The sequence below is a fragment of the Rhizomicrobium sp. genome (genome assembly GCA_037200045.1).
GTDB lineage: Bacteria > Pseudomonadota > Alphaproteobacteria > Micropepsales > Micropepsaceae > Rhizomicrobium.
Genome location: JBBCHM010000002.1, coordinates 1,435,859 through 1,461,117 on the forward strand (window position 1 = coordinate 1,435,859; position 25,259 = coordinate 1,461,117).

Here is a 25,259-nt window from a genome sequence, read left to right on the forward strand (position 1 = left end):
CTAATTTTCTTTTCCTTCGCGCGGCCAAATGGATTGCCCGGACAAGCCGGGCAATGACGGATTTTGGGCGAATTATTCCAAACGAACCGCGCGTTCAGCGCTTGCCCTTTTGCCGCGTCTTGCGCGCGGCGTAGCGCGCGTCGCGCGCCGCCTTCTGCTCCTCGAGCAGGCGCACCAGCTTGTCGGCTTCCTCGCGCTTGGCGCGCTCGCGCGCCTCGGCTTCCAGCCGCACCGCTTCGAGCTTGGCCGCTTCCTCGGCCGCCTTGCGCTCGGCCTCGCGGCGCAGCTCCTCGGCCTTCTCGGCGGCGCGGGCGGCGATGCGCGCCTCGCGCTCCTGGGCGATGCGCAGGCGCTCGGCCTGACGCTTCTCGAACTCCGGATCGTTCTGCGGCGCCTTGGCGCGCGCCCGTTCCAAGAGAGCCGCCCTCGCCTTCGCCTGTTCCTGAAGCCGGTCGTTGAAGCTCTTTTCCTTGAAACCACGCATGCCGCTCAACCTTATGATCCTTTCAATGGGGAGGGTCGGGAAACTGATCGCAATGACGGCGTTTTTCAAGCCCTGAAATGCCGTGCAGAACCGCTAAAATGTTGACATAAGGCGCCGATGGCCGCGCCCATTCTCACCCTGCAAGACATTCACGTGACATTCGGCAACTCCGCCATCCTGGACGGGGCCGAGCTTTCGGTGTCTCCCGGCGAGCGACTCTGCCTGGTAGGCCGCAACGGCTCGGGCAAGTCGACGCTGCTCAAGATCGCCGCCGGGCTGATGGAGGCCGATGACGGCACGCGTTTTGTGCAGCCCGGATCGACCGTCCGCTATCTGCCCCAAGAGCCGAGCCTGGCTGGCTTTTCCGACACCCACGCCTATGTCGAGGCCGGACTTATGCCCGGCGACGACCCGGCCCGCGCCTATTACCTCCTCGGCAGGCTGGGTCTTTCCGGCGCTGAGAAGCCGGAGGAACTTTCGGGCGGCGAGGCCCGCCGCGCCGCGCTGGCCCGTACCCTTGCCCCAAAACCGGACATCCTTCTGCTCGACGAGCCGACCAACCATCTCGATCTGCCGGCGATCGAATGGCTGGAGGGCGAGCTGACGGCGCTCAAATCCGCCCTGGTGCTCATCAGCCACGATCGGCGCTTTCTGGAGAATTTGTCGCGCGCCACCGTCTGGCTCGACCGCGGCGTGACGCGCCGGCTGGAGAAGAGCTTCGCCTTCTTCGAGCCCTGGCGCGACGAGGTCCTGGCGCAGGAAGAGATCGAGCGCCACAAGCTCGACCGCAAGATCGCCATGGAAGAAGACTGGATGCGCTATGGCGTCACCGCAAGGCGCAAGCGCAACCAGGGCCGGCTCGGCAAGCTGCGCGCCCTGCGCACCGGACGGCGCGAGCAGGTCCAGGTCACCGGCAGCGTCAAGATGACGGTGGCGGAGGGCGAGGAAGGCGGCACGCGCGTCATCGACGCCAAGCGCATCTCCAAGAGCTTCGGCGACAAGACCGTGGTGCGCGACGTGTCGGTGCGCATTCATCGCGGCGAGCGCGTCGGCATCGTCGGACCCAACGGCGCCGGCAAGACGACGCTGGTCAACCTGCTGACCGGCAGGCTCGAACCCGACAGCGGCAACGTCAAGATCGGCATCGCGGTGAAGATGGCCCGCCTCGACCAGACCCGCACCGTGCTCGCGCCCAACGACACGCTGGCGAACGTGCTGACCGGCGGACGCGGCGATCACATCGAGGTCGCCGGCCAGATGCGCCACGTCACCGCCTACATGAAGGACTTCCTGTTCTCCGCCTCGCAGGCCCGCTCGCCGGTCAAGGTGCTGTCGGGCGGCGAACGCGCGCGCCTGCTGCTCGCCAAGGTGCTGGCGCAGCCCTCGAACCTGCTGGTGCTGGACGAACCGACCAACGACCTCGATCTGGAGACGCTCGATCTTCTGGAGGAGATGATCGACGAATATCCCGGCACCGCGATCCTGGTCAGCCACGACCGCGACTTCCTCGACCGCGTCGCGACCTCGATCCTGATGGCGGAGGGCGACGGGCGTTTCATCCAATATGCCGGCGGCTACAGCGACATGCTCGCCCAGCGCGGCCGCGGCGTCGAAGCGAAGGCGGAGGCCAAATCGGCGAAAGCCGCCGAGGCGAAGGACCGGCCGCGCGTGGCGGCGCCGGCCAAGCGCAAGATGAATTTCACCGACAAGCACGATCTCGAAAAACTGCCGGGCCGCCTCTCCGCGCTGGAAAAGCGCATCGGCGAAGTGCAGGCGAAACTCGCCACGCCCGATTTCTACGCGCGCGATCCCAAGGCGTTCGCCACGCTCTCCGCCGAACTCGCGCAGGCCCAGCACGATCTCGCCGCCGGCGAGGAGCGCTGGCTCGAACTGGAGATGCTGCGCGAGGAAATCGAACGCGGCTGAGTTTGCGCGGATCAAAACTTTCCGAAGCGTAAACGCGGCGCGACGCGGTAAGACCTCGTTAGGAAATCCTACGCAGAGACCCGTACGCATTCGCAACGAATGGCGCGTTCCGGGCGTTGCACGCAAAATCCGCCTGCATCGTTCCTCTTGGACCCCGTCATGTTCTCGATCATCTCGCGTGCCCTGATCACTTTCGGTTTCGTGTGGCTGATGATGCCGCACCAGCCCGATCTCGGCCTCGGCCGTCCCGCGGCGATCGAGACGTCGTTCTCCGATACGTCCGCGAAAGCCTGCGCCACGAATTGCGGCGCGCTCGGCGCGGTGATCGGCGCCGCCGCCAGCATCGAGAATTCGCGCGACGCGCTGTTCGCGAACATCGCGCGCGTGCGCAGCGATCTTCGCGCCAACGGAACACAGATCGGGGCGCTCTCCCGCAACGGAGCGCCTTGAAGGCGCCCGCCTCGGCGAGTCTCCCGAGGCGGGTGCTGACGCAGATCAGGTCGCGACGTTGACGATCAAGACGCCGGTTTCCGCCACATAGCGATCCCAGTCGGCGACCAGTCCCGCCAGCCGCTCCGGCTCGGCCTCGGCCAAATCGGCGGTCTCGCCGGGATCGTGCGCCAGATTGTAGAGCTGCCAATGTCCGGGCCCGTCCGGCGGCGGCAACAGCAGCGCCTTCCAGTCGCCGCGGCGGATCGCGCAGCGCCCGAACAGCTCCCATCCCGTCGCCACCGCGTCGGTGTGCACGATGTCCGCCTCGCCGCGCAGGTAAGGCGCCAGCGAGCGCCCGCGCATCTCCACCACATCGCGCCCCTGCCAGTGCGTGCCGGGATGCTCGACGCCCGCCAGTTCCAGCAGGGTCGGCGCGACGTCCATCGCGGTGGCGAAGGTCTCGCTGATCGCCGCCTGCCGCGTGAAGGGCGCTCCCGTCAGGAAGGCCACGACGCGGATGCCGCCTTCGGAAGTATGCGTCTTGTAGAGCCGCGACGGCGCCGTCGCCGCCTGCGCCCAGCGCGGGCCGTACCAGACATAGGAGTTCGGCCGGCCGATATTCTCCAGCCGGTTGTCGTAATGCTGGGCGATGAATTCCATGAGATAGGGCCCGAACACCGGCACCGCCTCGATCAGCGCGCCCTCGGCGCCGTTGTCCGACAGGAACAGGATCACCGTGTCGTCGAAATCGCCGCGCGCCTTCAGATGTTCGATGAGGCGCCCGACATTCCAGTCGATGCGCTCCACCATCGCGGCATAGACTTCCATCGTGCGGGCGGAGACCGCGCGCTCTTCGGTGTTCATCTCGTCCCACGGCTTGGAGCGGGCGACGACCGGATGCGGCACGATATCCGGCGCGCACAGGCCGAGCTCGATCAGCCGCTTCAGCCGCGCGGCGCGCAGCGCGTCCGGCCCGGCATCGTAGCGGCCGCGATATTTGGCGATCAGCTCGTCCGGCGCCTGCAGCGGCCAGTGCGGCGCGGAGAAGGCGAGATAGGCGAAGAACGGCGCGCCGTCCTTCGGCCGCTCATCGAGATAGGAGATCAGCTTGTCGGTGAAACCGTCCGATGTGTAGAAATCCTCGGGCAGGCCGACGAATTTGTCGTCCTCGGTGTAGATCGTGTCCTGGCGCGGGAAACCCGTGCCGGCCTTCGGCGACGACGCATAGTGATTGGCCGCGCCGGGCAGCAGCGCGAAGGAGCGCTCGAAGCCGCGCGCATGCGGCGAGGTTTCCAGCGTCATGCCCAGATGCCATTTGCCCGACATGAAGGTGCGATAGCCGCTGTCGCGCAGCAGCTCCGTCACCGTCACCACGCGGTCGTTGAGATAGCCCTCATAGCCCGGCTTGCCGCGCTGCGTGCGGCTGGCGACCTCGTCCAGCGTGCCCAGGCCCGCGATGTGATGATCGGTGCCGGTCAGCAGCATGGCGCGGGTCGGCGAGCAGGCCGGCGCGGTGTGGAAATCGGTGAAGCGCAGCCCGGCCAGCGCCAGCGCGTCGAGATGCGGCGTCGCGATCTCGCCGCCGAACGCGCCCAGATCGGAAAACCCAAGATCGTCCGCGACGATCACGAGAAAATTCGGCCGCCGCGGCATGGACGCAACCTTTCAGGAATGGACGCACAAGGTGTCGGGGAATTGTGCGTCATCGCTCCCGGAAAGCAACACCCCTCCGCGCGTTCTCCCGCGATCAGATGTGGTGGTGCACCGCCTCGGTGCCGGTGACGCGTTTCTCCATCGTCCGCAGCAGGACGTAGAACACCGGCGTCAGGAACAGGCCGAAGAAGGTCACGCCCAGCATGCCGAAGAACACCGCGACGCCCATGGCGTGGCGCATCTCGGCGCCGGCGCCGGACGACAGCACCAGCGGCACCACGCCCATGATGAAGGCGAAGCTCGTCATCAGGATCGGGCGCAGCCTGAGGCGGGCCGCCTCGATGGCGGCGGCGACGGTCGACTGGCCGCGGATCTCCAGGTCGCGCGCGAACTCCACGATCAGGATGGCGTTCTTGCAGGCGAGCCCGATCAGGACGAACAATCCGATCTGGGTAAAGATGTTGTTGTCGCCGCCGGTGATCCACACCCCCGCGATGGCCGAGAACAGGCAGAGCGGCACGATCAGGATGATGGCGAGCGGCAGGAACAGGCTCTCATACTGCGCCGACAGCACCAGGAACACGAGCAGCACGCAGAGCGGGAAGACCAGCAGCGCCGTGTTTCCCGAAAGGATCTGCTGATAGGTCAGGTCGGTCCATTCGAACGTCATGCCGTTGGGCAGGGTCTGGTTCAGGATCTTGGTGATCGCGGCCTGCGCCTGGCCGGAGGAAAAGCCGGGCGCCGCGCCGCCGTTGAGATCGGCGGAGCGGAAGCCGTTGTATTTGAGCGCGCTGTCGGGGCCGGTGGTCTCGCTGATATTGATCATGGCGCCGAGCGGCACCATCTGGCCGTCGGTGTTGCGCACCTTCAGGCGCAGGATGTCCTCCTTCTGCGAGCGGAACGGCGCGTCGGCCTGGGCGATCACCTGATAGGTGCGGCCGAAGCGATTGAAGTCGTCGACATAGATCGAGCCCAGATAGGTCTGCATCGCGTCGAACACGTCCTGCACGTTGACGCCGAGCTGCTGCGCCTTGGTGCGGTCGAGATCGGCGTAAAGCTGCGGCACGCCGATGTTGAAGTTGGAGAACACCCCAACCAGCGCCGGATCGGTGCGCGCCTTGGTCTGCACGTCCTGCATCACCTTGGACAGCACCGCGTCGCCGCGGTCGGTGCGGTCCTCGACCTGCAGCTTGAAACCGCCGATCGAGCCGAGGCCCTGGACCGGCGGCGGCGGGAAGATCGCGGTCATGGCGTTCTGGAGGCCGGCATATTTCTGCTGCAGCTTCTGCGCGATCGCCATGCCGGAGAGGTCCGACGACGTGCGTTCGCCGAACGACTTCAGCGTCACGAACACGATGCCGGAGGATGGGCTGTTGATGAAGCCGTTGATCGACAGGCCGGGAAAAGACACCGCGTTGGCGACGCCGGGCTCGGCCAGCGCGATGGCCGACATCTTGCGGATCACCGCCTCGGTGCGGTCGAGCGTGGCGCCTTCCGGCAATTGCGCGAAGCCGACGAGATATTGCTTGTCCTGCACCGGCACGAAGCCCGGCGGCACGATCTGGAAGCCGACATAGGTCAGGCCGATCAGCACGGCATACACTATAAGAGCGGCCGCCTTGCGGCCGAGCAGGCCGGTGACGCCCGCGCCGTAGCGCTCCGAGCCCGAGCGGAACAACCCATTAAAGCGGCGGAAGAAGCCGCCGAACACGCGGTCCATGCCGCGCGACAGGCCGTCCTTTGGCGCATCGTGTGCTTTCAGCAGCGTCGCGGCCAGCGCCGGCGACAGGGTGAGCGAGTTGAACGCGGAGATCACGGTCGAGAACGCGATGGTGAGGGCGAACTGGCGATAGAACTCGCCGGTCAATCCGCTGATGAAGGCGATGGGCACGAACACCGCGCACAGCACCAGCGCGATGGCGACGATCGGGCCGGTGACCTCCGACATCGCCTTCAGCGTGGCGTCGCGCGGCGACAGGCCGGCCTCGATGTTGCGCTCGACGTTCTCGACCACGACGATGGCGTCGTCGACCACGATGCCGATGGCGAGCACAAGGCCAAACAGCGACAGCGCGTTGATGGAAAAGCCGAAGGCGAACAGGAAGGCGAAGGTGCCGATGATGGAGATCGGCACGGCGAGCAGCGGGATGATGGAGGCGCGCCAGGTCTGCAGGAACAGGATCACCACCAGCACGACCAGCGCCACCGCCTCGAGCAGGGTGTGGATCACCGCCGTGATGGAATCGCGCACGAACACGGTCGGGTCGTAGACGATCGCGTAGTCGAGCCCTTGCGGGAAACTCTTCTTGAGCTCCTCCATCGTGGCGCGGACCTGGGTGGAGATCGCGATGGCGTTGGAGCCCGGCGCCTGGAAGATCGGCACCGCCACCGCCTGCTTGTTGTCGAGCAGCGAGCGCAGGCCGTATTGCGAGGCGTCGATCTCGACCCGCGCCACGTCGCCCAGCCGCGTGATCGTGCCGGCGGCATCGCGCTTGATGACGATGGCCTTGAACTCTTCGGGGTCGGACAGGCGGCCCTGCACGTTGATCGGAAGCTGCAGCAGGCCCCCCGAGCCATAGGGCGGCCCGTTGATCACGCCGGCGGAGACCTGGACGTTCTGCTGGCGGATGGCATTGACGACATCATCGGCGGTCAGGTTGCGCTCGGCGATCTTTTCGGGATTGAGCCACACCCGCATGGCGTAATCGCCCGAGCCGAAAAGCTGCACGGCGCCGACGCCCTCGATCTTCGCCAGCCGGTCGACGACGTTCAGCACCGCGTAATTGTGCAGATAGAGCATGTCGTAGCGGCCGTCCGGCGATATCAGATGCACCAGCATTGTGAGGTCGGGCGACGACTTGGTCGTGGTGACGCCGAGATTGCGCGTCACGTCGGGCAGGCGCGGCAGCGCCTGGTTGACGCGGTTCTGCACCATCTGCTGCGCCAGGTTCGGATCGGTGCCCAGCTTGAAGGTGACGGTGAGCGTCAGCGTGCCATCCGACGCCGCTTGCGACGACATATAGAGCATGCCTTCGACGCCGTTGATCTGCTCCTCCAGCGGAGTCGCCACCGTGTCGGCGATGGTGTTGGGATTGGCGCCGGGGAACATCGCCTTCACCACCACCGAAGGCGGCACGACCTCGGGATATTCCGAGATCGGCAATTGCGTCAGCGCGATCAGGCCCGCCAGGAAGATGACGACCGAGATCACGCCGGCGAAGATCGGCCGGTCGATGAAGAATTTGGACAAGTTCACGGGCGTTTCCCCCTGTTCTTATTATTGCTTATAGCCCGGACAGCGGTGGGGCGCTCAGCGCGCCGCCACCTGCTGACGGGGATCGACCACGGCGCCCGGCAGCACGCGCTGCAGCCCGTCGACGATGATGCGGTCGCCGGCGTGCAATCCGGCGGTCACGATGCGGCGGCCGCCCACCGTCCGTCCCAGTTCGATCTCGCGGAAATCCGCCTTGTGGTCGGTGCCGACGACATAGACATAGCGCTTGGACTGGTCGTTCTGGACGGCGTCTTCCGGCACCAGCAGGACCTTGCGGTTGGTCGCATCGCCCAGCCGGACGGTGACGAACATGCCCGGAACCAGCGCGCCGTCGGTGTTGGCGAAGCGGGCGCGAGCGCGGATCGTGCCGCTGGAAACGTCGATCTTGTTGTCGAAGCTTTCGATATTGCCGCTATAGACGCGGTCGTCGCCCTGGATGGTGAGCTGGACCGGAAGGCGCTGCTCCTGCCCCGCCGTCGAGGCATTCTGGTGGATCGAGCGCAGATAGGTCTGCTCGTCGACCTCGAAGTCGGCATAGATGCTGTCGCTGGCGACGATGCTGGTCAAGAGCGGGGCGTTCGCGCCCGCCTGCACCAGATTGCCGACGGTGATCTCGGCGCGGCTGACCCGGCCGTCGATCGGCGCCTTGACATAAGCATGCTCGACATCGAGCCGGGCCTGCGCCAGGGCCGCCTGCGCCGACTTGATATTCGCGGCGCCGACGCCGGCGGCGTTGTCGCGCTGATCGTAAAGGTCGCGCGCCACCGCGTTCGCGGCCATCAGGCGCTGGGCGCGCTCGAGCTGGACCTTGGCCAGATGGTCGTTGCTGTTGGCGCTGGCGAGATCGGCCTCGGCCTTCGCCACCGCCGCTTCATAGGGACGCGGATCGATGACCAGAAGGATATCGCCCTTGTGGACCACCTGGCCGTCCTTGAAGCGGATTTCGGTGATGCGGCCGCTGACCTCCGGGCGGATATCGGCGGAATTGACCGCCGCCAGGCGGCCGGAAAAGTCGGACCACACCCGCACGCTCTGCGGCTGGACCGACGCAACCGTCACGACGGCCGGGGGCGGCGCGGCGGCCGGCGCCGAGCCGCCTTCGCTCGCCATGGCCGCGGCACCCAGCAGAAGGGCCACCGCCAGACCCGCGAGAACCGGGCGTTTCCTCAGGAAAGACAAGGGCTTGGACACGAGGGGCGTTCCGACGAACTTGTCGGTTCGGACGAGATCGGCAATATGAGACATGGGTCCCTCCAATTCTGTAGCGCCCGATACAGATATAGACTGGAAGTCGCCGTTCAAGGTACTTATGTAGCAAGCGGTACAAAAAAATGCTCATGGGAGGCAAAAAAATGAAGATCGGCCGCCCGCGCAGCTTTTGCGTGGAGGATGCGCTGGACCGCGCGATGGATGTGTTCTGGCGCAAAGGCTACCAGGCCGCGTCGCTCAGCGATCTGACCGAGGCGATGGGTATCAACGCGCCCAGTCTCTACGCCTGTTTCGACAACAAGGAAGGCCTGTTCCGCGCCGTGCTGGATCGCTACGAGGACGCCGGCAAGGGTTTCCTGCAGGAGGTGATGGACGCGCCGACCTCGCGCGCCTCGGCGGAACTTTTCCTCAAGGGCGTTGCCGCCCGCGCGACCGATCCCGACAACCATCCGCCGGGCTGCCTTCTGTTGCAGAGCGGGCTGGCGGGCGAGGACCAGCGCATCCCGAACGAATTGGCGCGGTACCGCGCCGAGAAGGAATTGGCGCTGCGCGAGCGCTTCGCCTGCGCGCAACGGCTGGGTGACCTGCCGGCCGGCGCCGACCCCGCCGCCCTGGCGCGCTATCTCGTGACCGTGGCGAACGGCATGTGCGTCCAGGCCTCGGCCGGCGCGAAGGCGGAAGATTTGCTGATGGTCGCGGAGTTGGCCCTGGCGGCATGGCCCGCCGGCGAACCCGCCAAGCGCGGCAAGACGGCCAAGCAGAAGGCCGACGCCGGGACGTAGAGTCGTTTCGGAATAGAGCCGTTTTAGTTTGGATTGGATCGTTGAAAACCAATCGTCATCGCCCGCTTCATGCGGGGCGATCCAATTTAACCGCAAGAAAAAATGGGTTGCCCGGACAAGCCGGGCAATGACGCCTTTATTTGGGTGACGTCAAATCGAAACGGCTCTGGATGAAATTATGGCGGGCCGCGCCCGATGATGATGGGCACTATGTTTACGCCATCGCCCTCTGACCGTCTGTCATGCCCTTGCGGGATGTACGCCAGAGACGTACATTTTGGCTCGTGAAATATGTGTTCGATCCGGCGAAGGACAAAACCAACCGGGCGAAGCATGGGATTTCCTTGGTCTTGGCCGAGGTTCTGTTCGCAGGGCCGCACATATCGATGGCGGACGATCGGTTTGAGTATGGCGAGGTTCGCGAAGTCGCTTTCGGACTCATCAACGATCGCCTTTTCGCGTGTGTTTATGCCGACCGTGGCCAGGAGCGGCGCGTGATCTCGCTCCGCAAGGCGACGAAATCAGAGGTGAAGCGCTATGGCAAAGACCTTGAGTAAGGCGGCGCGCGATGCGCTGGCGGCAACGAAATGGGCCAAGATCGACGCCATGACCGACGAAGACATCGCGCGGCAGATTGCTTCCAATCCCGACGCGGCGCCTGACATGGCTCCAGAGATCGATGTGCGCGCGATCCGGCGCGCCGCCGGCATGACGCAAGCAGAGTTCGCCGCTGCTTACGAATTCAGCATCCGCACTGTGCAGGAATGGGAGCGCGGCGCGAAAAAACCGAGTGGGCCTGCGCGAACCTTGTTGCGTGCCATCAAGGCCGACCCGGAAGGCTTGCGAAAAGCCCTCGCCACCGCATAGGGCTGCGGCGGCAACAGATATAGCAATTTGGCGGACAGGGTGGTTGTCACCTGTTCGGTCTACTTCAATGGCTTAGCCTGTCAACCGGTCCTATCCGGACCAACTGAACTCAAAAGAGAATTTCCTGCATCGTCAAACTGCGGGAGCGGCTGCCATGCGTGACTTCACGATGGTATCGCCGCGCATCTGGATGTCGCCGAAATTTTGGGCGTTGCCCTCAAACGAGGAACGCTTCGTCTACCTCTATGTGCTGACCGGGCAGCACCAGAACGGCGCAGGCGCCTACCATTTGCCGGTGGGCTACGCCGCTGCCGATCTTCGAAGCACGCCAGTGGCCGTCACGGCAGCGCTAGGCGAGCTCAATCAGGCGGGCTTGATCGAATTCGACCCAGCGACCAGCGAGGTGCTGATCGTCGGTTGGTTTGATCTATGCAAGCCACAGAACGCAAAGCACTACGAGGGCGTGAAGCGCCGCATCGCACAGCTACTGTCTGCACGCTTGCGGGACATTGCGGAGGCGGACGCAGCCCGGGCTTGGGCTGAATGCGAAGCGGGCCGAGCCGCCAGGGCGCTCCAAGCCGCGCCGTCATCGTCGCAACGCTCGATGAGCAGCGTCCTGCTACGGAACGTCAAATGAGCACCATCGATACAGTACCTATACCCTATGCAGACGGTCTCCATACACCGAGACCGAAACCATACCGAAACCAGACTGGGACTGAGACCCAAACCGGTACCGTGAGACCACGGGCTGTGGATGAAAGCTTGCGGTCAGCCCTTGAGCGACTTGCCCAACGCCGTCGCCTGCGACCGGCACCGAAGAAGAAGGCAACGAGCGAGACGCCGTGGTGGTTGGAGAGCGACCGATGATCGCTACCCCGGTGGGGGGGCGGTTTCCGCCACGCCTGCCCCGAGTAACCGCATTGGGGATCACGGAGAGATTTTTTTTCACGGGGAATATTCCGATCAATCGAACTTTTTCAAAGAACGGAGGACATCGTGAGGGGCGGTAGGCGAGAGGGGGCCGGAAGAAAATCCGGCGTTCCGAACAAGCCTAAGTTGCAATTGGTCGCCCAGGACGGCGAGCTGCTGGCGGCCGCACCTCACTCGCCAAAATCCAAGATGGCCGCGATGCGGCGGCACGTTGCCTGGATGGTCGCGACCGGAATGTCAGGGGACGAGATCGCGGCCGCGATGGGACTGACGTGCGACAAGCTCAAGGCCGTCTTCGCTCGCGAGCTCGAGCATGGCTATGCCATCGCGCGCGCCGAACTGGTCGCACGGTTCCTCGCCGCCGGCGACGCCGGCAAGGTCAACGCCGACAAAAAGCTCGAAGAACTGACCGCAGCGATGCGGTCGGGCCTTGGTGGAGCGGCTCCAACAATGGGCAAAAAGGCAGCAGCCGCTGCCGGCGCGCGCGATGCCGTCGCGCGCGGCGGAATATTCGCGCCGCCGCGGCCGCCTGCGGGCGTTGGAAAAAAAGAGTGGGCGAATCACCGCGCTGCAGATGCCGCGGTCGGCACATCATGGGAGGAACTCTCGGGTGACGCAAAAGATGGAGCGCCCAATTGACCATCGATGATTTCGACGACGATGAGCGCGATGCCATCTGGGCGGAGTACGCAAAATTTCAGGGCGAACAGCAGACAGACGGAGTGGCAAATGCCCATGTGCAGCTGTACCGCCGCGCCGCCGCCGGCAACGCGCAAGCTGCGATCATCTGCCTGATGCTGAACAATCCGCTGTCGCCGTTGGCCAAATTCCTCACGTCAGATCGAGCAACGAATTGACCGGCGCGCAGATGCCCATGGCAGTTGACCGCGATTCCCAAAATCAGATAGACCATCGTTGCTTCGTCGCCGTGATGGCGAGAGGCCCCCAGGAAGTGCCGGCGCGACGCCGGGCGGAATGGTCACAAAGGCAACGTGATCCGCGCCATCGGGCGCACCGCAGCACCATGGGAGGCCTCGGCAGTGAGCCGTGATCTCGAAAATCGTTTCGGACTGCCGCTGGCATGCAAATTCGCGCCAGTCGATGATTCCGGCCTGTTCGAGGGTTACGCCAGCACATTCGGCGGTCCCCCCGACACGTTCGGCGACGTCGTTGCGCCTGGCGCGTTCAAGCAGACCCTGAGTGAGCATCGCGGGGCGGGCACAATGCCGGCGATGCTTTGGGCGCACGATCAGAATCAGCCGATCGGCAAGTGGCTCGATATGTCGGAGGACGGTGTCGGGCTCAAAGCAGTCGGGCGCCTCACGCTCGGCGTTGAACGCGCACGTGAAGCGCGAGCGCTGATGAAGGATGGCGCCCTGGGCCTGTCGATCGGATTCCGAACGCGCGATGCGTCGAAGCTCGATGGCGATGCTGGCCGGCGCATGCTCAAGAATGTGAACCTCTTCGAAACCTCTGCGGTCGCGATGCCCGCCAACTCACGCGCGCGGATTACGGCCGTGAAGTCAGGCCTCGGCGCCGACGAGATCACGGATCCTCGCGCGTTCGAGAACTTCCTTCGCGAAGCAGGGTTCTCACGGGCGTTCGCGAAGGCAGTGACCGCCGCGGGCTTCAAAACCGCGGCCGCTCAGCTCGAACATGACCGCCGCGGCAGCCTGGCGGAGTTTATCAAGGCCCAAACCATCGAAATCGACAAACTCACACGAAAGGTGAAGCAATGAAGTTGGAGACCAAAGCCGCTTTCGAGCGGAAAGCCGCCGGCGACGGCGAAGACGACGAAATCAAGGACGCGCTGGCTGCGCTGACCAAGACAACGGGCGACGCCGTGAAGAGCATGGACGATCGGATGAAGACCTGGGAGGCCGAGCTCGACAAGTTCTTCAAGAAGGCAAACCGCCCGCGAGGCGGCGGCCCCGGCGCCGGCGACCTGGACATCGGCGACCCGGAGAAAATCGAGGCCGAGCGCAAGAACCTCAACGCGTTCATCCGCGGCGAGTTCAAGATCATGACCGTCGATGTCGATCCGCAGGCGGGCTACTTCGTGCCCGACATTCTGCGCCCGACGATGACGGAAAAACTCTATGACACTCCGACGATGCTCTCGCTGGTTCGAACCGAACAATGGGACGGTCCCGGCTCGGAATGGATGGAGCCGCTGAAGCGCGCGCTTCTGAGCGCCCGGCGCCGCAGCAGCGAGACCCAGGCGGCGCAAGACACGAGTGCAAGCAATCCCGTGGGGCTGTTGACGGTGGGCGCCGGCGAGTCCGAAGCTCTGATTCAGTTTTCGCAAAAATTGATCGACGATTCGAGCCGCGATCTGGCGTCGATGGCTTTCACTGATATGGACGCGGCCTTTGATCGCCAGCTCGATGGCGAGGTCATCAGCGGAACAGGCACCGGAAATCAGGCCTGGGGCTTCCTGAACGTGCCGATCGTGGCAACGGACGACGCGACCAGAAATTGGGGCTCGATCCAATATGTTCCCGGTGGCGATGCGGCGAACGTGACCGCCGATGGCGTCAAGAACCTGCTTTGGGGCCTGCGTGCGCCATACCGAACAAATGCGAGCTTCGTGATGTCGTCGAACACGGCAAATGCGGTCGACAAGCTCAAAAACGGCCAAGGCGACTACATCTGGCGCGACCAAATGACGGCCGGTGCACCGCCCATGCTGCTCGGCTTCCCGGTTCACTTCGATGAGAACATGCCCGCGGTCGCGGGCAATGCGTTGCCGATCGCGTTCGGCAACTGGAAGCTCGGCTATCTTGCCGTCAAAAAGAGCGTCACGCGTTATCTCCGCGATCCTTACACCGCGAAGCCGAACATCGTGCTGTACGGCTACAAGCGCCAAGGCGGCATGGTGGCAAATAGCGAAGCGATCAAGGTGATGAAGATCGCAACGTCGTAGTCCCGCACGACGCCAGCGTGGAGGCGCGGGGGTCATGGGCTCCCGCGCCTCAATCTAACCGGAGATGAGGCTCCATGACCAGCAATGTCGCTGTCAAGATCACGGCCGACGTCGTCGACTTGCAGGCGAAGTTCGCCGTTGCGCGGGCGGAATCGAACGCGCTCACGGCAGACCTGAACAAGCTGGCGCGCACCAGCCAGGAAGCCCAAAACGTCGGCCGCGCGACAATCCCGTTTCTCGGAGAGGGCGATTGGGGCGCCGTCGCAAAGAGTAATCTGAACCAGGTCGCCGAAAGCGCACTCGAGGCCCAGCTAAAGACGGGCGCCCTTCGTAAGGAATTGGGCGCGTTCAGCGAAACGCTCAGCCACGGTTCGATCGCGACGGCCACGCGAGAATTCCGCGCCCTGTTTGACGAGTTGTCGAGCGGACGCACGCGCATGACACCTGGCACGCTCGCCATCATCGCAACTCGCGTACTTGACCTCTCCGGCGCGGCACTGGGCGCGATCGGCGGCGTTGCGGCGTTAAGCGGCGCCATCGGATACCTCGCCCATGAGGCCTATGAGAGCGACAAGCAGATGGGCGAGCTCGGCGCAAGATTTGCGCTGACCGGGCGAGGGGCCTACGACACGAAGGACGCGGTCGCGGGCGAGATCGAAGAACTTGCCCGTTTGCCAGGCGCTTCCAAAGATGCTGCAGAGGCTCTCGTCGATTTCGACGCCTCGCATGCCGATCTCGATCAAAGGTTGACTACGACGGCGAACCAACTTCTGCCGGTTTTCATCACTGCATTCGGTGACAAGGCCCCCGAGGCGCTCAACAAGCTGAAGGAAGGCTTGTCCCAAGTTGCGAATGGATCGATTCCGCAAGCGCTTGCGAAATTTGAGGAGTTGAACCGGACCCAGCTCAATCTGCCGCCTACCGAAGCTGCGATCATCGAGAAGATGATCGAGGCGGGCCAGCGCACCGAAGCCTGGCAGCGCATCCTGTCCGATCTCGCGATGGCGGGAAAGGAGCATCTGTCGACCTTAGGGGAACAGATCGATCGCACCAAGGCCGACATCGCGCATATGCAGCTCGAGCTGGTTGGGCTTCGTACGACGACAGCGAGCAACGACTTGCAGGCGGCTTCCTTCGCCATGACTGCCGCGGACCTCGATCAAAAGATCATCAACCTGACTACCCATTTGAAGGAATTGCAGCACGAAGCGACTCTTGGGGGCGGAAGCGGGTTGCTTCCACTCGACATGAGTGCGGTCCAAAACCAGCTCTCGCAATACGAGCAGGACGTGAACCTGACACATGCACAGGTCCTCCAAAAACAGATCGACTACCTGAAACAAACCGAGCAGGCGGAAGGTATTACAGCGACGCAACGCGTCGAGATAGACCGGATGCTCGGCGCAAAGCGTAGTGAGATTGCGCGAGCGACGAGCGCTGACATAGTCTCAACCGCACGCGCGGAGGCGGATGCAGGAGGCTTAACCGGCATTCGAAGAATCCAAGCCGAAATTGCCGCTGATCGAAGTCTTCTCGCCGACGCTCGCATCACGGCCGACGAGAAACTCTCCATAGAGCGGGACCTGAACTCGAAGTTGTCCGAACTGCATACGCAGGAGGCGGATGCCGGCCGGAGGACCGCGCATCAGGAAGTCGAAGACCTGCGCGCCGCGCAGACGCAGATCAAAGCGATGCAACGTGATGATCTTAACACCGATCTAGACATTGCGAAGATGCAGCTTGAGGCGAAGCGGGACGCGCTCGATGGCGAGGTCGCAGCTGGGAGCATGTCGAACGCGACAAAGCTGCAGATGGAGCGCCAGCTTACCGAGCAGATCGAAATGCTCGACATTCAGCGCCTCGAAGATCAGCGGAAACTCGTTGGCGACAATATCGAGGAATACAATCGGCTCACCGACGAGATCCGTAAGGTCTACGCCCGGATGGGCCTCGACCTGGCTGCCATCGACAAGCAAATCGCGCTCGATGGCAGCAAGACATCGGGCGATATCGCGAAAGGCTGGGAAACCGCAAATCGTGCAATTCTCGACGGCGAGGGCACGCTCGTTCGAGACGTCCTCTCGGGTCGCGCCAATCTTGGTCAGGAGATATTGTCTATCGGCGCTCGAATGCTCGAGGAAGAAATTACCAACGATCTAAAGTATGCAACCGAGCGTGAGCTCTTGGAGGCTGAAGTAGGGTCGGCGGCGGCGATGCGTGAGCAGGGCGGCCTTCTGGTGCATCTGCTGACGGAAGGCCAAAAGACCGGCGCGACCATCAATGGCGTCGGTGCACGCGTGGCAGCGGAAAATGCCGGACACGCCGAAGGTATGGCGGCCAGTGTGGCGGCCGGCAGCGCCGAGATCCTGAACAACGCCTATCGGGCCGCATCCGGTGCCTATGCCGCGCTGGCAGGCATTCCGCTCGTCGGACCCGTGCTGGCACCGTCGGCGGCGATGACAGCCTTCGGTGCCGTCGCTGCTTTTGACGTGCTGACCAGTGCGGAGAAGGGCGAGTGGCAGGTCAAAAGCGATGGCGCACTCTACGCACTGCATGCGCGCGAAGGCGTAATCCCGGGCCCGGAGATGACGGGCCTGCGTTCGCTGATCGCGAGCGGGTTCGACTTCGGCAAGGCGTCGCAATCCGGCGCCACGGCGTCCGCGCCGGCCGGCGCCAGCCAATCGGGTAGCCCGCAAGTCCACCTGCACTTCCATCCGACCGACCTTCGGTCCTTCATGGACAACATCACGTCGGTGAAGCGTGACATGGCGGCAATGCTGAAGGAAGTTTGGCGCGACAATCCATCTCTCCATCCGGGCGCAAAATGACGACGATCGAAGAACTGTTCGCGCTTTCGAAAGAGCCGCCGCTGCGAAGCGTCGTCATCGGAGACAAGGTTTTTGCGCTTGGCGATCTCTCGCCTGGCGCGTTGGCCGACATCACAGCGTGGGGCAACCGCCTTGTAGCTCACGCGAGCGGCGCTCCTCTCGAGCCGGGCGATGACGATCCGACCAGGATCCTTCAGCATTTGATTTTTGCAGCTGACAACGACTTCGAAATGACTAAGGAGTTGCGCAAGCACGTCACACCGGAGGTGATTGTCGCTGCTGGCCGCGAGATGATGCGCCAGGTGACGGTCCGCGCGCTAGCCGCGCATGATGGCAGCGCCTGACGGGGCCCAGTTGTTTCACGTAGCAAATCGCGTTTCCCGTGAAACACATTGCGGGAAAAGACGAATTTTCAACTGTTTCACGTGAACTATGAAGCCCTCCCCAGGTGGGGAAGCTTGTTGCTCGGGGGCAAATCACATACCGTATCCGTGGGCTTAAGAACCCGGACCGAGATAGCCGCGCTCCCTTGGCGGGGAGCGGCACCCGATTAGCGTCGAGTGCTGCGGCGAAGTGAAACTCCGCCAATTGGCTGAGTTTCGACGGACGCGCTTGGCGGCGCGGACCGAACCCGACCAATTTGGCCGGGGGCGGACGTGCTGTCCAGAGGGGAAACCCTTAAAAGCGTTCGGCCAGTCTCTCGGCTGGTTCTTAACCCCCGGCTGCCGGTCTGACACCGGCAACAGGCCTTAAGAAGCCAACTCGAGAGAACCCGACATGAACATTGATTCCGTGCGAACCTCGCCGCGATCCACCTCTGATGCCCAGGTTGAAGAAGCAATTGCCGACGAGTGGCTATTTGAGTTGGTACAGGATTGGTTGATCGAGCACTCCCTTTGGACGCTCGAAATTCTCAAGTTCGATCGTAAAACTCTCCACGGCCATAAATCTGACGACGGAGCTTCCAACAACGCCCTTTGCCACGTGAGGCAGGCCTGGGACCTGGCAGCCGAATTCAGGCACCAAGTGCCCAGCACCGTGATGACGGTCGGCGCAATGCTGCAGGTCGCGATCGTGTCGCTTCAAGAGATTCAGGCAGACGGGGAATCGTATTTCAGCGATCCAGTTCTCGCGACGGAGCTGATCCAAAACGTCAAGAAAGCAATGGGCTTTCTCGACGAAGGTACGCGGTTCAATTCAAAAGTCTAAGTCGGCCGCTGCAGGAAAAACCCAAGGCGATGGAAAAAAGCGCTCGGTTCGCTGTTGACACGCCAACACCTTTCGAATACATCGAGGTGATGACGCACCAACACCTTAAAGAAAAATCCGCGGTACCGCTTACGCGAGCTCTGACGTTCCTGGGTCGCGACCGGAATTGGTTCAACCACTATTTTTCGAAACTTAGCTGCCTCAGCACTAAGTTCCGCGAGCCGGTTGGCGGACGCGCTCGAATGCTTTCCAGAAAAAATGTCCTGGAGCTGGCGTTCCTGAACGCGGCTGTGAATCGCGGAATGCCTGTTGGTCCTGCAACTATGCTCGTGAAGCGCTGGCTTTCTCAGGACGAGGCGGGGACGATGGCGGCATGGTGGTTTATCCCCGGTGGATATGAGGCTCACCCGCTTTCGGAGCGCGCCTCTATTGTTGGTGATGGCGACCTGACATTCAACGCGGTCGCGAAAGCGCTTGCGCCGCCTATCAATACGATCGGCGTAGAAGAAATCGACGCTCCATTGCCGGCAATGGCGGAAGTTCTGGTGGCTATAAACCTGGGTGAAATCCGGCGGCGGGTGGACGCGCTGATGGCGCTCGAACTCTCGGAAGAATCGGAGGAAGAGGATGCCGATTGAATCCAAGCTCGACGGTCGGAACATCGTCGTTCCGATCTTCAAGGCTGTGACTGTCCATCGGCTTGATGAGGAGCCCGGCGCTTCCGTGGTCGTTTTCAACACGAAGGCGTCGGAGTCGTTCGCGGTCCACATCCAGAATGAAGATCTTGCCGGGGTGGCACTCTATCTCGGCCAATGTGCCGAGCAGCTTCTCGAAATGACGTTGCCTGAAGCCGAATCTCTGCATCGCAGGAACTGAGCAATGGCACGCGCGCCTTTGACCTTCCGAAAACAAGACGTCACCCGTGCGGTCATGGCGACAGCGGCGGCCGGCGTGAAGGTGTCGAGGGTCAAGATCACGCGCGACGGCGCGATTGAAGTTTTCGCGGATGGCGCACCGTCGACGGAGCAATCTCAGAATGAATGGGATGCCCTAAAATGAGGCTGCGGCTGCCGCCTCACGTCCAGGCTTTCGCCGATCGCCACGGCAAGCGGCGATACTATTTTCGTCGGCCGGGCTTCGCGCGCGTGCCGCTGCCCGGACAGCCCTACTCGCCCGAGTTTATGGCCGCGCACGCCGACGCCATGGGCGGCAAGACGCCTATCGGCGAAGTCGGGTCTACACGGACCATTCCCGGAACGATGAATGCGCTCATCGTGGCCTATTTTAACTCGCCCGCATTTTGCAGCCTGTCGGCATCAACGAGAACGACATACCGGGGCATCCTCGAGACCTTTCGCAATGAGCACGGCGACAAGCGCGTTTCGATGCTGCAGGGCGACCACATCGCGCGGATGATGGGGGCCAAAGCGGCGACGCCGGCCGCCGCAAACAACCTGCTCCGGATGTTGCGCTTGATAATGCGGTTTGCGGTGCTTCATGGATGGCGCCGCGACGATCCGACGAGTGGGACTAAGGCGCTCAAAATGCGCGCTGGCGGCTTCTATACCTGGTCGGAGGACGACATCGCCAAATTCGAGGGAACGCATGCGATTGGAACGCGCGCCAGGCTCGCGCTTGGGCTTTTGCTCTACACTGCCCAGCGCCGCAGCGACGTCATCCTGCTGGGCCGTCAACACGTCAGGAACGAGGTCGTCACGATTCGCCAGCAGAAGACCGGAGCTGTGGTCGAAATTCCGGTATTGCCGGAGCTACGCAGGATCCTGGACGCATCGCCCAACAATCACCTCACCTTCCTTGTAACGGCCGCTGGAAAGCCCTTCAGCGCCGCCGGATTTGGAAACTGGTTTCGCTCTATGTGCGATGCGGCAGCACTTCCGAAGCAATGTGCCGCCCACGGCTTGCGAAAGGCGGCGTCGCGGCGCTTGGCCGAGGCAGGCTGCACCGCTCACCAGATCATGGCGATCACGGGTCACAAGACGCTACGCGAGGTCACCCGCTACACCGATGCGTTCGACAGACGCGGGCAGGCCGCAGTCGCTATGGCGAAGCTCGGAAATAGAACAACGAGTGTCAAACCTTAGGAACGGGTTTGACAATTTTGGAGCTAAGGCATTGATCGCAAAAGGTGCAAAATTGGAAGTGGCGGACAGGGTGGGATTCGAACCCACGAACCGCTTGCACGGTCTCCGCATTTCGAGTGCGGTGCCATCAACCACTCGACCACCTGTCCGCGGAACGCGACCAAATACTTAAGACCGGCCAGGAAGGCAAGCGATCTGCCCTCCCCCCGAGGGCGGGTGAGGGTCATTCCTCCCCCGCCAGCCAGCGGACCTCCGCCCGCGCCCCGTCCGACAGCAGCGGTGCGACCGCCGCAAGCTGGGCGCGCATCTCCTGCGCCAAACCGAAGGGCGGATTGACGACGATCAGCCCGGCCGCCGCGAGGCGCTCCTTCTCGCCCGGCGCCTTCGCGCCCAGATCGATATCGATCCGCAGCGCCTTCTTGGCCCCCGCCTGGAGCACCTCGCCGGCGAAGGCATTCGCCTCGGCCGGCGACTTGATCGGAAACCACAACAGATAGATGCCGGTCGCGAAGCGCTTCAGGCCGGCACGCAGCGCCCCGGCCTCGGCGGCGAACTCGGCCGCGTCCTCGAACGGCGGATCGATCAGCACCAGCCCGCGCCGCTCGCGCGGCGGCAGCAGCGCCGCCAGCCGCCGGTAGCCGTCGGCCTCCTCCACCCGCGCCTGACCGATGCCGGCGAGCGCCGCCTTCAGCCGCACCGCTTCCTCGGGATGCTTCTCGATCGCGACGAGCCGGTCCTGCGGCCGCAGCAGCGCGCAGGCGATCAGCGGCGAACCCGGATAGAGATCGCGCCCGCGCGCCAGACCGAGATACGCCGCGAGCGCGCCCTCGCCCTCCAGGCCGGCGAGCCGGCCGATGCCGTTCGCCGCCTCGCCGGTGCGCACCGCCTCCTCGCCCGCAAGGTCGTAGGCGCCGCGCCCGGCATGGGTGTCGATCACCGCGAAGGGCGCATCCTTGCGGCGCAGGTGCAGCAGGATCCCGACCAGCGCGAGATGCTTGACGACATCGGCGAAATTTCCGGCATGGAAGGCGTGGCGATAGTTCATCCGGCGGCCGGCTGGCGTTGACGCACTCTTCCTATATCATCGCCGCGATTTTCAAATGGGGGACATAAATGCGCATATCGACTTTGACCATCGCCATCGCCGCCGTTGCGGGACTGGCCGCGGCGCCGGCTGCCGCCCGCTCCACGATCACGCTCTACAGCGCGCCCAATTATCAGGGCCATGCGATCACGCTCGACCACGCGGTGCGCGATCTCGACAACCACGACTGGGACTTCGGCGACCGCGCCCAGAGCGCCCGAGTGCGTGGCCGCTGGCAGGTTTGCGCCGCGAAGAACTTCCAGGGCGATTGCATCATCCTGAACCACGACGCGCCGCGGCTGAAGGACTACGACATGAACCGCCGCGCGGATTCGCTGCGGCCGCTGTAACCTATTCGCGGAAGCTGCATCGGCACGCGGACATCGACCTTGGTCGGGCCGTCATGCTCGTCGATCACAACGCGCGGGTCCCGTGGCGGCGGTCGTGGGCGCGCGCAAGCGCCTGCAAGAGGCGTTCGGCCTCGCCGGCGGTGGTCTTCGCGTGTCTGGAGCTATTTCGAAATTTCCTCCAGCGACAAATCCTTCACCTTCGGGCCGAAGATGCCGATCGCCAGCACCACCACCGCCATGCTCGCGGCGATCAGCGCGAAGACGCCGCCGACACCGAAATCCTTCAGCACGAACGCGATCACGAAGGCGCTGAACACGGTCGACAGCCGGCTCCACGAATAGACGAAGCCCACCGCCAACGCGCGGATGCGCGTCGGGTAGAGCTCCGCCTGATAGGCGTGGAACGAGAACGACATGATGTTGTTGGCCAGCGTCACCAGCGCTCCGAACAGCACCAGCAGCGCCGCCTCGCGCACGCCGGCGAACAGAAGTCCGAACACCGCGACGCAGACCGCCGCGCCGACGATGGCCCATTTGCGCTCGATCTTGTCGGTGAACAGCGCCGCCAGCAGCGGCCCGAACGGCGCCGCTATGGCGATGAAGAAGGTGTAGCCCAGACTCTTGGTCACCTCGATGCCCTGGCCGATCAGAAAGCTCGGCACCCAATTGTTGAAGCCGTAGAACCCCACCGTCTGGAACAGGTTGAACACGATCAGCATCAGCGTGCGCGAAAGATAGGGCTTGGCGAAGATCTCGCCGAAACGGCCGCGCGGCACCTCCATCTCGGCCGGCGCGGGCTCGGCCAACGGGCCGCTTTCGGCGATCGCCTGCGCCTCGAAGCGCGCCACGACGGCATCGGCGTCGGCGAGGCGTCCGCGCCCGGCCAGCCAGCGCGGGCTCTCCGGCACCGACAGGCGGATGAACCACACGGCCAGCGCGCCGGCCGATCCCAACAGCACCACCCAGCGCCAGCCGTCGAGCCCGAATGGCGTGCGCGGCACCAAGAGCCAGGCCAGCAAGGCCACGACCGGGATCGCGCTGAACTGCACCACCTGGTTGAAGGCGAAGGCGCGGCCGCGCACCGCCTTGGGCACCAGCTCGGCGATATAGGCGTCGATGGTGACGAGCTCGACGCCGATGCCGATGCCGGCGATGAAGCGCCACAGCAGAAGCCCGAAGGCGTCGGTCTGGAACGCCATCGCGGTCGCCGCCACGGTGTACCACAGCAGCGAGAAGGTGAAGATCGTGCGCCGCCCGAAGCGGTCGGCGACGAAACCGAACAGCGCGGTGCCGATGAACAGACCCATGAAGAACGCCGCCACGAAGGCGGCAAGCCCCGTCGTGCCGAACAGGCCCGGCGTGGTCGGCGTCAGGATGCCGGCCTTCACCAGCCCCGGCCCGACATAGGCCGACAGGAACATGTCGTAGAATTCGAAGAACCCGCCCAGCGACAACAGCACGACGCGCGTCCACATCGCGCGGCCCGGCGGCAGCCTTTCGAGACGCGCGGCAATGGCGGCGGCGGATTGATCCATGCGCGGTCCCCCGAGTCGGGCGGCAGTTTCGCCCGAAGCCGCGCGGCGGTGCAAAGCCCGCGCGCGCCTCGCCCGCCCATGGCATAATCGCGCGATGACGGACGCGTTTTCCGTGAGCGAGGAGCTGCGCCGCCTGGCGGCGGGCGCGAACGGGGCGCCCTATGTCGTCGGCGTGGCCGGCAGCGTCGCGGTCGGCAAGAGCACCTTCGCCGCCGGCCTCGCGCGCGCCGCCCTCGCCTGGCCGCAGCAGCCGCTTGTCGCGGCCATCGCCACCGACGGCTTTCTTTTCCCCAATGCGGTGCTGGCCGAGCGCGGCCTCGCGCTGCGCAAGGGCTTTCCCGAATCCTACGACGTGGCGGCGATGCGCGCCGCCATCGCCGCCATCAAGGCCGGCGCGCGGGTGCCCCTGCCCCGCTATTCCCATGTCACCTATGACGTCGATCCGGCGGACCCGCTCGTGGTCGAACGGCCCTCGCTTCTCATCCTCGACGGCCTGCATCTGGCGCAGGTCGAACAGCCGGGCGCGCCGCGCCTGATCGACCATCTGATCTATCTCGACGCGGAGGAGGACGTGATCGCGGGCTGGTTCACGGCACGCCTGCTGCCGCTGATGCGCGCCGGACGCGCGGATCCCAACTCCTTCTATTACCGCTTCCGCGACTGGGACGAGGCCCAGCGCACCGACTTCGCCGGCCGCGTCTGGAAAGGCATCAACCTTCCGAACCTGCGCGACCACATCGTCAAGGACCGCGACGCCGCCGACGTGATCGTGACCAAGCGCGCGGATCATTCCGTCGCGTCGGTCGCGCGCCGGCCCAGCCCGTCTATCTGAGCGGCCGCTCCGTATAGAGCACGTCGCGGATGTCGTCCGGCATTGCGCTCGCCGCCAGCGCCGGACGGCCGATCGCCTGACCGGCCACGAAGCGCACGCCCGCAGCATGCACCGTCTCCAATTCGGCGGCGCTGTCGACCTGGTCCATGCAGGAGAGCGCCGTCTGGAGCGTCGCCTGCCGCGCCAGCCAACGCGCCTCGCTCTGCATGCCGTGGAACGGCAGCTTCGCCGGCATCGACATCACCAGGCCCGAGGCATGCAGCGGCTCGTGCCCGCCCAGAAGGATGCGGCTGCCCGGCAGATGCGCCCAGACCCGCGGCGCCACCAGGCGGAGCGAGGCGACCAGTTCGCCGATCCGCTTGGCCGTCGCGTGTTCGGGTATGTCCTCGATCTTGATGACGAGATAGGGCTGCTCGCGCGCATGGGCGGCGCGCAGCGCCTCGCGATAGGCGATGCGGCCGCGCGGGTCGGACAGCGTCGCGAAGCCGACCGAGGCGCCGACCGCGGCCACGATGCCGTGCCGCGCCAGCGTGGCCGCGAAGTCCAGCGCATGGTCCAGGATCGCGCAATCGATCTGCGTCCACTGCGCGGCCGAGAAATCCGGGAACGCGCGATGGCCGTGGATCGCATCGGCGGCGTCATAGGTCGGGGAGCAGAACAGCGCCGCCACGCCATGGCGCTGCAGATCGAACACCGGAAAGAAGCGCAGCAGGAAGCCGTGGTGCGGCAGCGCCCCGGTCTGCGCCAAGGTTCCGCGCATATCGGGCGCGAAGGCCATGGGCGCGGGCGCGCTGTCTTGATGATAGCCGAGAAACGCCACGATCCCGCCCCGT

26 protein-coding genes and 1 tRNA gene are annotated in these 25,259 nt (G+C 64.3%); 19 read left to right on the plus strand and 8 right to left on the minus strand.

From position 1 onward, the window contains the following. Positions 1 to 94: 94 nt before the first annotated feature. On the minus strand, positions 95 to 484 hold the full coding sequence (locus WDM86_22215; protein ID MEI9992736.1) for a DUF6481 family protein: 390 nt from the start codon (positions 482 to 484) through the stop codon (positions 95 to 97). A 117-nt stretch (positions 485 to 601) separates the two neighbouring features. On the opposite strand from WDM86_22215, the gene WDM86_22220 reads away from it, so the two are divergent. Together WDM86_22220 and WDM86_22225 are read left to right on the plus strand one after the other, a co-directional pair. Next, on the plus strand, positions 602 to 2,410 hold the full coding sequence (locus tag WDM86_22220) for an ATP-binding cassette domain-containing protein (GenBank protein MEI9992737.1): 1,809 nt from the start codon (positions 602 to 604) through the stop codon (positions 2,408 to 2,410). 159 nt (positions 2,411 to 2,569) lie between these two features. Continuing rightward, the gene (locus tag WDM86_22225; GenBank protein MEI9992738.1) at positions 2,570 to 2,860 is read left to right on the plus strand and encodes a hypothetical protein; all 291 of its coding nucleotides are present in this window, start codon (positions 2,570 to 2,572) and stop codon (positions 2,858 to 2,860) included. Between the two features lie 45 nt (positions 2,861 to 2,905). Here the strand turns inward: WDM86_22225 and WDM86_22230 are convergent, their stop codons facing one another. The 3 genes from WDM86_22230 to WDM86_22240 form a co-directional block, all read right to left on the minus strand. Then, positions 2,906 to 4,495, minus strand: coding sequence for an arylsulfatase (locus tag WDM86_22230; GenBank protein MEI9992739.1), 1,590 nt, complete (start codon positions 4,493 to 4,495; stop codon positions 2,906 to 2,908). Positions 4,496 to 4,589: 94 nt separating this feature from the next. After that, entirely contained in the window at positions 4,590 to 7,751 is a 3,162-nt protein-coding gene (locus WDM86_22235) for a multidrug efflux RND transporter permease subunit (GenBank protein MEI9992740.1), read from the minus strand. A 54-nt stretch (positions 7,752 to 7,805) separates the two neighbouring features. Next, positions 7,806 to 9,014, minus strand: coding sequence for an efflux RND transporter periplasmic adaptor subunit (locus tag WDM86_22240; protein ID MEI9992741.1), 1,209 nt, complete (start codon positions 9,012 to 9,014; stop codon positions 7,806 to 7,808). A 107-nt stretch (positions 9,015 to 9,121) separates the two neighbouring features. On the opposite strand from WDM86_22240, the gene WDM86_22245 reads away from it, so the two are divergent. The 15 genes from WDM86_22245 (at position 9,122) to WDM86_22315 (ending at position 20,625) form a co-directional block, all read left to right on the plus strand. Next, complete coding sequence (locus WDM86_22245; GenBank protein ID MEI9992742.1) at positions 9,122 to 9,760, plus strand: TetR/AcrR family transcriptional regulator; 639 nt, start codon at positions 9,122 to 9,124, stop codon at positions 9,758 to 9,760. Positions 9,761 to 10,053: 293 nt separating this feature from the next. After that, positions 10,054 to 10,317: a BrnT family toxin gene (locus WDM86_22250; protein MEI9992743.1), complete on the plus strand. Its 264-nt coding sequence runs from the start codon at positions 10,054 to 10,056 to the stop codon at positions 10,315 to 10,317. Continuing rightward, entirely contained in the window at positions 10,298 to 10,627 is a 330-nt protein-coding gene (locus tag WDM86_22255) for a helix-turn-helix domain-containing protein (protein ID MEI9992744.1), read from the plus strand. The genes WDM86_22250 and WDM86_22255 overlap by 20 nt, the downstream gene beginning before the upstream one ends. Positions 10,628 to 10,781: 154 nt before the next feature. After that, the gene (locus WDM86_22260) at positions 10,782 to 11,264 is read left to right on the plus strand and encodes a hypothetical protein (protein MEI9992745.1); all 483 of its coding nucleotides are present in this window, start codon (positions 10,782 to 10,784) and stop codon (positions 11,262 to 11,264) included. Between the two features lie 422 nt (positions 11,265 to 11,686). After that, positions 11,687 to 12,199 carry a hypothetical protein gene (locus WDM86_22265; protein MEI9992746.1) on the plus strand — a complete coding sequence of 171 codons (513 nt, stop codon included), beginning with the start codon at positions 11,687 to 11,689 and terminating at the stop codon, positions 12,197 to 12,199. Beyond that, complete coding sequence (locus tag WDM86_22270; protein ID MEI9992747.1) at positions 12,196 to 12,417, plus strand: hypothetical protein; 222 nt, start codon at positions 12,196 to 12,198, stop codon at positions 12,415 to 12,417. The genes WDM86_22265 and WDM86_22270 overlap by 4 nt, the downstream gene beginning before the upstream one ends. Positions 12,418 to 12,552: 135 nt before the next feature. Further along, positions 12,553 to 13,299, plus strand: coding sequence for an HK97 family phage prohead protease (locus tag WDM86_22275; protein ID MEI9992748.1), 747 nt, complete (start codon positions 12,553 to 12,555; stop codon positions 13,297 to 13,299). After that, positions 13,296 to 14,486, plus strand: coding sequence for a phage major capsid protein (locus tag WDM86_22280; GenBank protein ID MEI9992749.1), 1,191 nt, complete (start codon positions 13,296 to 13,298; stop codon positions 14,484 to 14,486). Before WDM86_22275 ends, WDM86_22280 begins: the two co-directional genes overlap by 4 nt. A 74-nt stretch (positions 14,487 to 14,560) precedes the next feature. After that, entirely contained in the window at positions 14,561 to 17,314 is a 2,754-nt protein-coding gene (locus tag WDM86_22285; GenBank protein MEI9992750.1) for a hypothetical protein, read from the plus strand. Then, positions 17,311 to 17,658 (plus strand): hypothetical protein, encoded by a 348-nt coding sequence (locus WDM86_22290; protein MEI9992751.1) that lies wholly within the window; start codon positions 17,311 to 17,313, stop codon positions 17,656 to 17,658. The genes WDM86_22285 and WDM86_22290 overlap by 4 nt, the downstream gene beginning before the upstream one ends. A gap of 433 nt (positions 17,659 to 18,091) precedes the next feature. Next, entirely contained in the window at positions 18,092 to 18,523 is a 432-nt protein-coding gene (locus tag WDM86_22295; GenBank protein MEI9992752.1) for a hypothetical protein, read from the plus strand. 29 nt (positions 18,524 to 18,552) lie between these two features. Then, a complete protein-coding gene (locus WDM86_22300; GenBank protein MEI9992753.1) occupies positions 18,553 to 19,161 on the plus strand; it encodes a hypothetical protein in 609 nt (202 codons plus the stop codon). Continuing rightward, a complete protein-coding gene (locus WDM86_22305; protein MEI9992754.1) occupies positions 19,151 to 19,399 on the plus strand; it encodes a hypothetical protein in 249 nt (82 codons plus the stop codon). Before WDM86_22300 ends, WDM86_22305 begins: the two co-directional genes overlap by 11 nt. Positions 19,400 to 19,402: 3 nt before the next feature. Next, entirely contained in the window at positions 19,403 to 19,582 is a 180-nt protein-coding gene (locus WDM86_22310) for a hypothetical protein (protein MEI9992755.1), read from the plus strand. Continuing rightward, positions 19,579 to 20,625: a tyrosine-type recombinase/integrase gene (locus WDM86_22315; GenBank protein MEI9992756.1), complete on the plus strand. Its 1,047-nt coding sequence runs from the start codon at positions 19,579 to 19,581 to the stop codon at positions 20,623 to 20,625. Before WDM86_22310 ends, WDM86_22315 begins: the two co-directional genes overlap by 4 nt. A 59-nt stretch (positions 20,626 to 20,684) precedes the next feature. On the opposite strand, the gene WDM86_22320 is transcribed toward WDM86_22315, so the two are convergent. Further along, positions 20,685 to 20,774, minus strand: a tRNA-Ser gene (locus tag WDM86_22320). 74 nt (positions 20,775 to 20,848) lie between these two features. Beyond that, positions 20,849 to 21,670 carry a 23S rRNA (adenine(2030)-N(6))-methyltransferase RlmJ gene (gene rlmJ / locus WDM86_22325; GenBank protein MEI9992757.1) on the minus strand — a complete coding sequence of 274 codons (822 nt, stop codon included), beginning with the start codon at positions 21,668 to 21,670 and terminating at the stop codon, positions 20,849 to 20,851. 68 nt (positions 21,671 to 21,738) lie between these two features. Here rlmJ and WDM86_22330 point away from each other — a divergent pair, with 68 nt between their 5' ends. Continuing rightward, the gene (locus tag WDM86_22330) at positions 21,739 to 22,059 is read left to right on the plus strand and encodes a beta/gamma crystallin-related protein (GenBank protein ID MEI9992758.1); all 321 of its coding nucleotides are present in this window, start codon (positions 21,739 to 21,741) and stop codon (positions 22,057 to 22,059) included. A 161-nt stretch (positions 22,060 to 22,220) separates the two neighbouring features. On the opposite strand, the gene WDM86_22335 is transcribed toward WDM86_22330, so the two are convergent. Continuing rightward, the gene (locus tag WDM86_22335; protein ID MEI9992759.1) at positions 22,221 to 23,594 is read right to left on the minus strand and encodes an MFS transporter; all 1,374 of its coding nucleotides are present in this window, start codon (positions 23,592 to 23,594) and stop codon (positions 22,221 to 22,223) included. Between the two features lie 94 nt (positions 23,595 to 23,688). On the opposite strand from WDM86_22335, the gene WDM86_22340 reads away from it, so the two are divergent. Then, positions 23,689 to 24,426 carry a hypothetical protein gene (locus tag WDM86_22340; protein ID MEI9992760.1) on the plus strand — a complete coding sequence of 246 codons (738 nt, stop codon included), beginning with the start codon at positions 23,689 to 23,691 and terminating at the stop codon, positions 24,424 to 24,426. On the opposite strand, the gene WDM86_22345 is transcribed toward WDM86_22340, so the two are convergent. Continuing rightward, a complete protein-coding gene (locus WDM86_22345) occupies positions 24,419 to 25,246 on the minus strand; it encodes a hypothetical protein (protein MEI9992761.1) in 828 nt (275 codons plus the stop codon). The two genes, WDM86_22340 and WDM86_22345, sit on opposite strands and share 8 nt — an antisense overlap. Positions 25,247 to 25,259 lie beyond the last annotated feature (13 nt).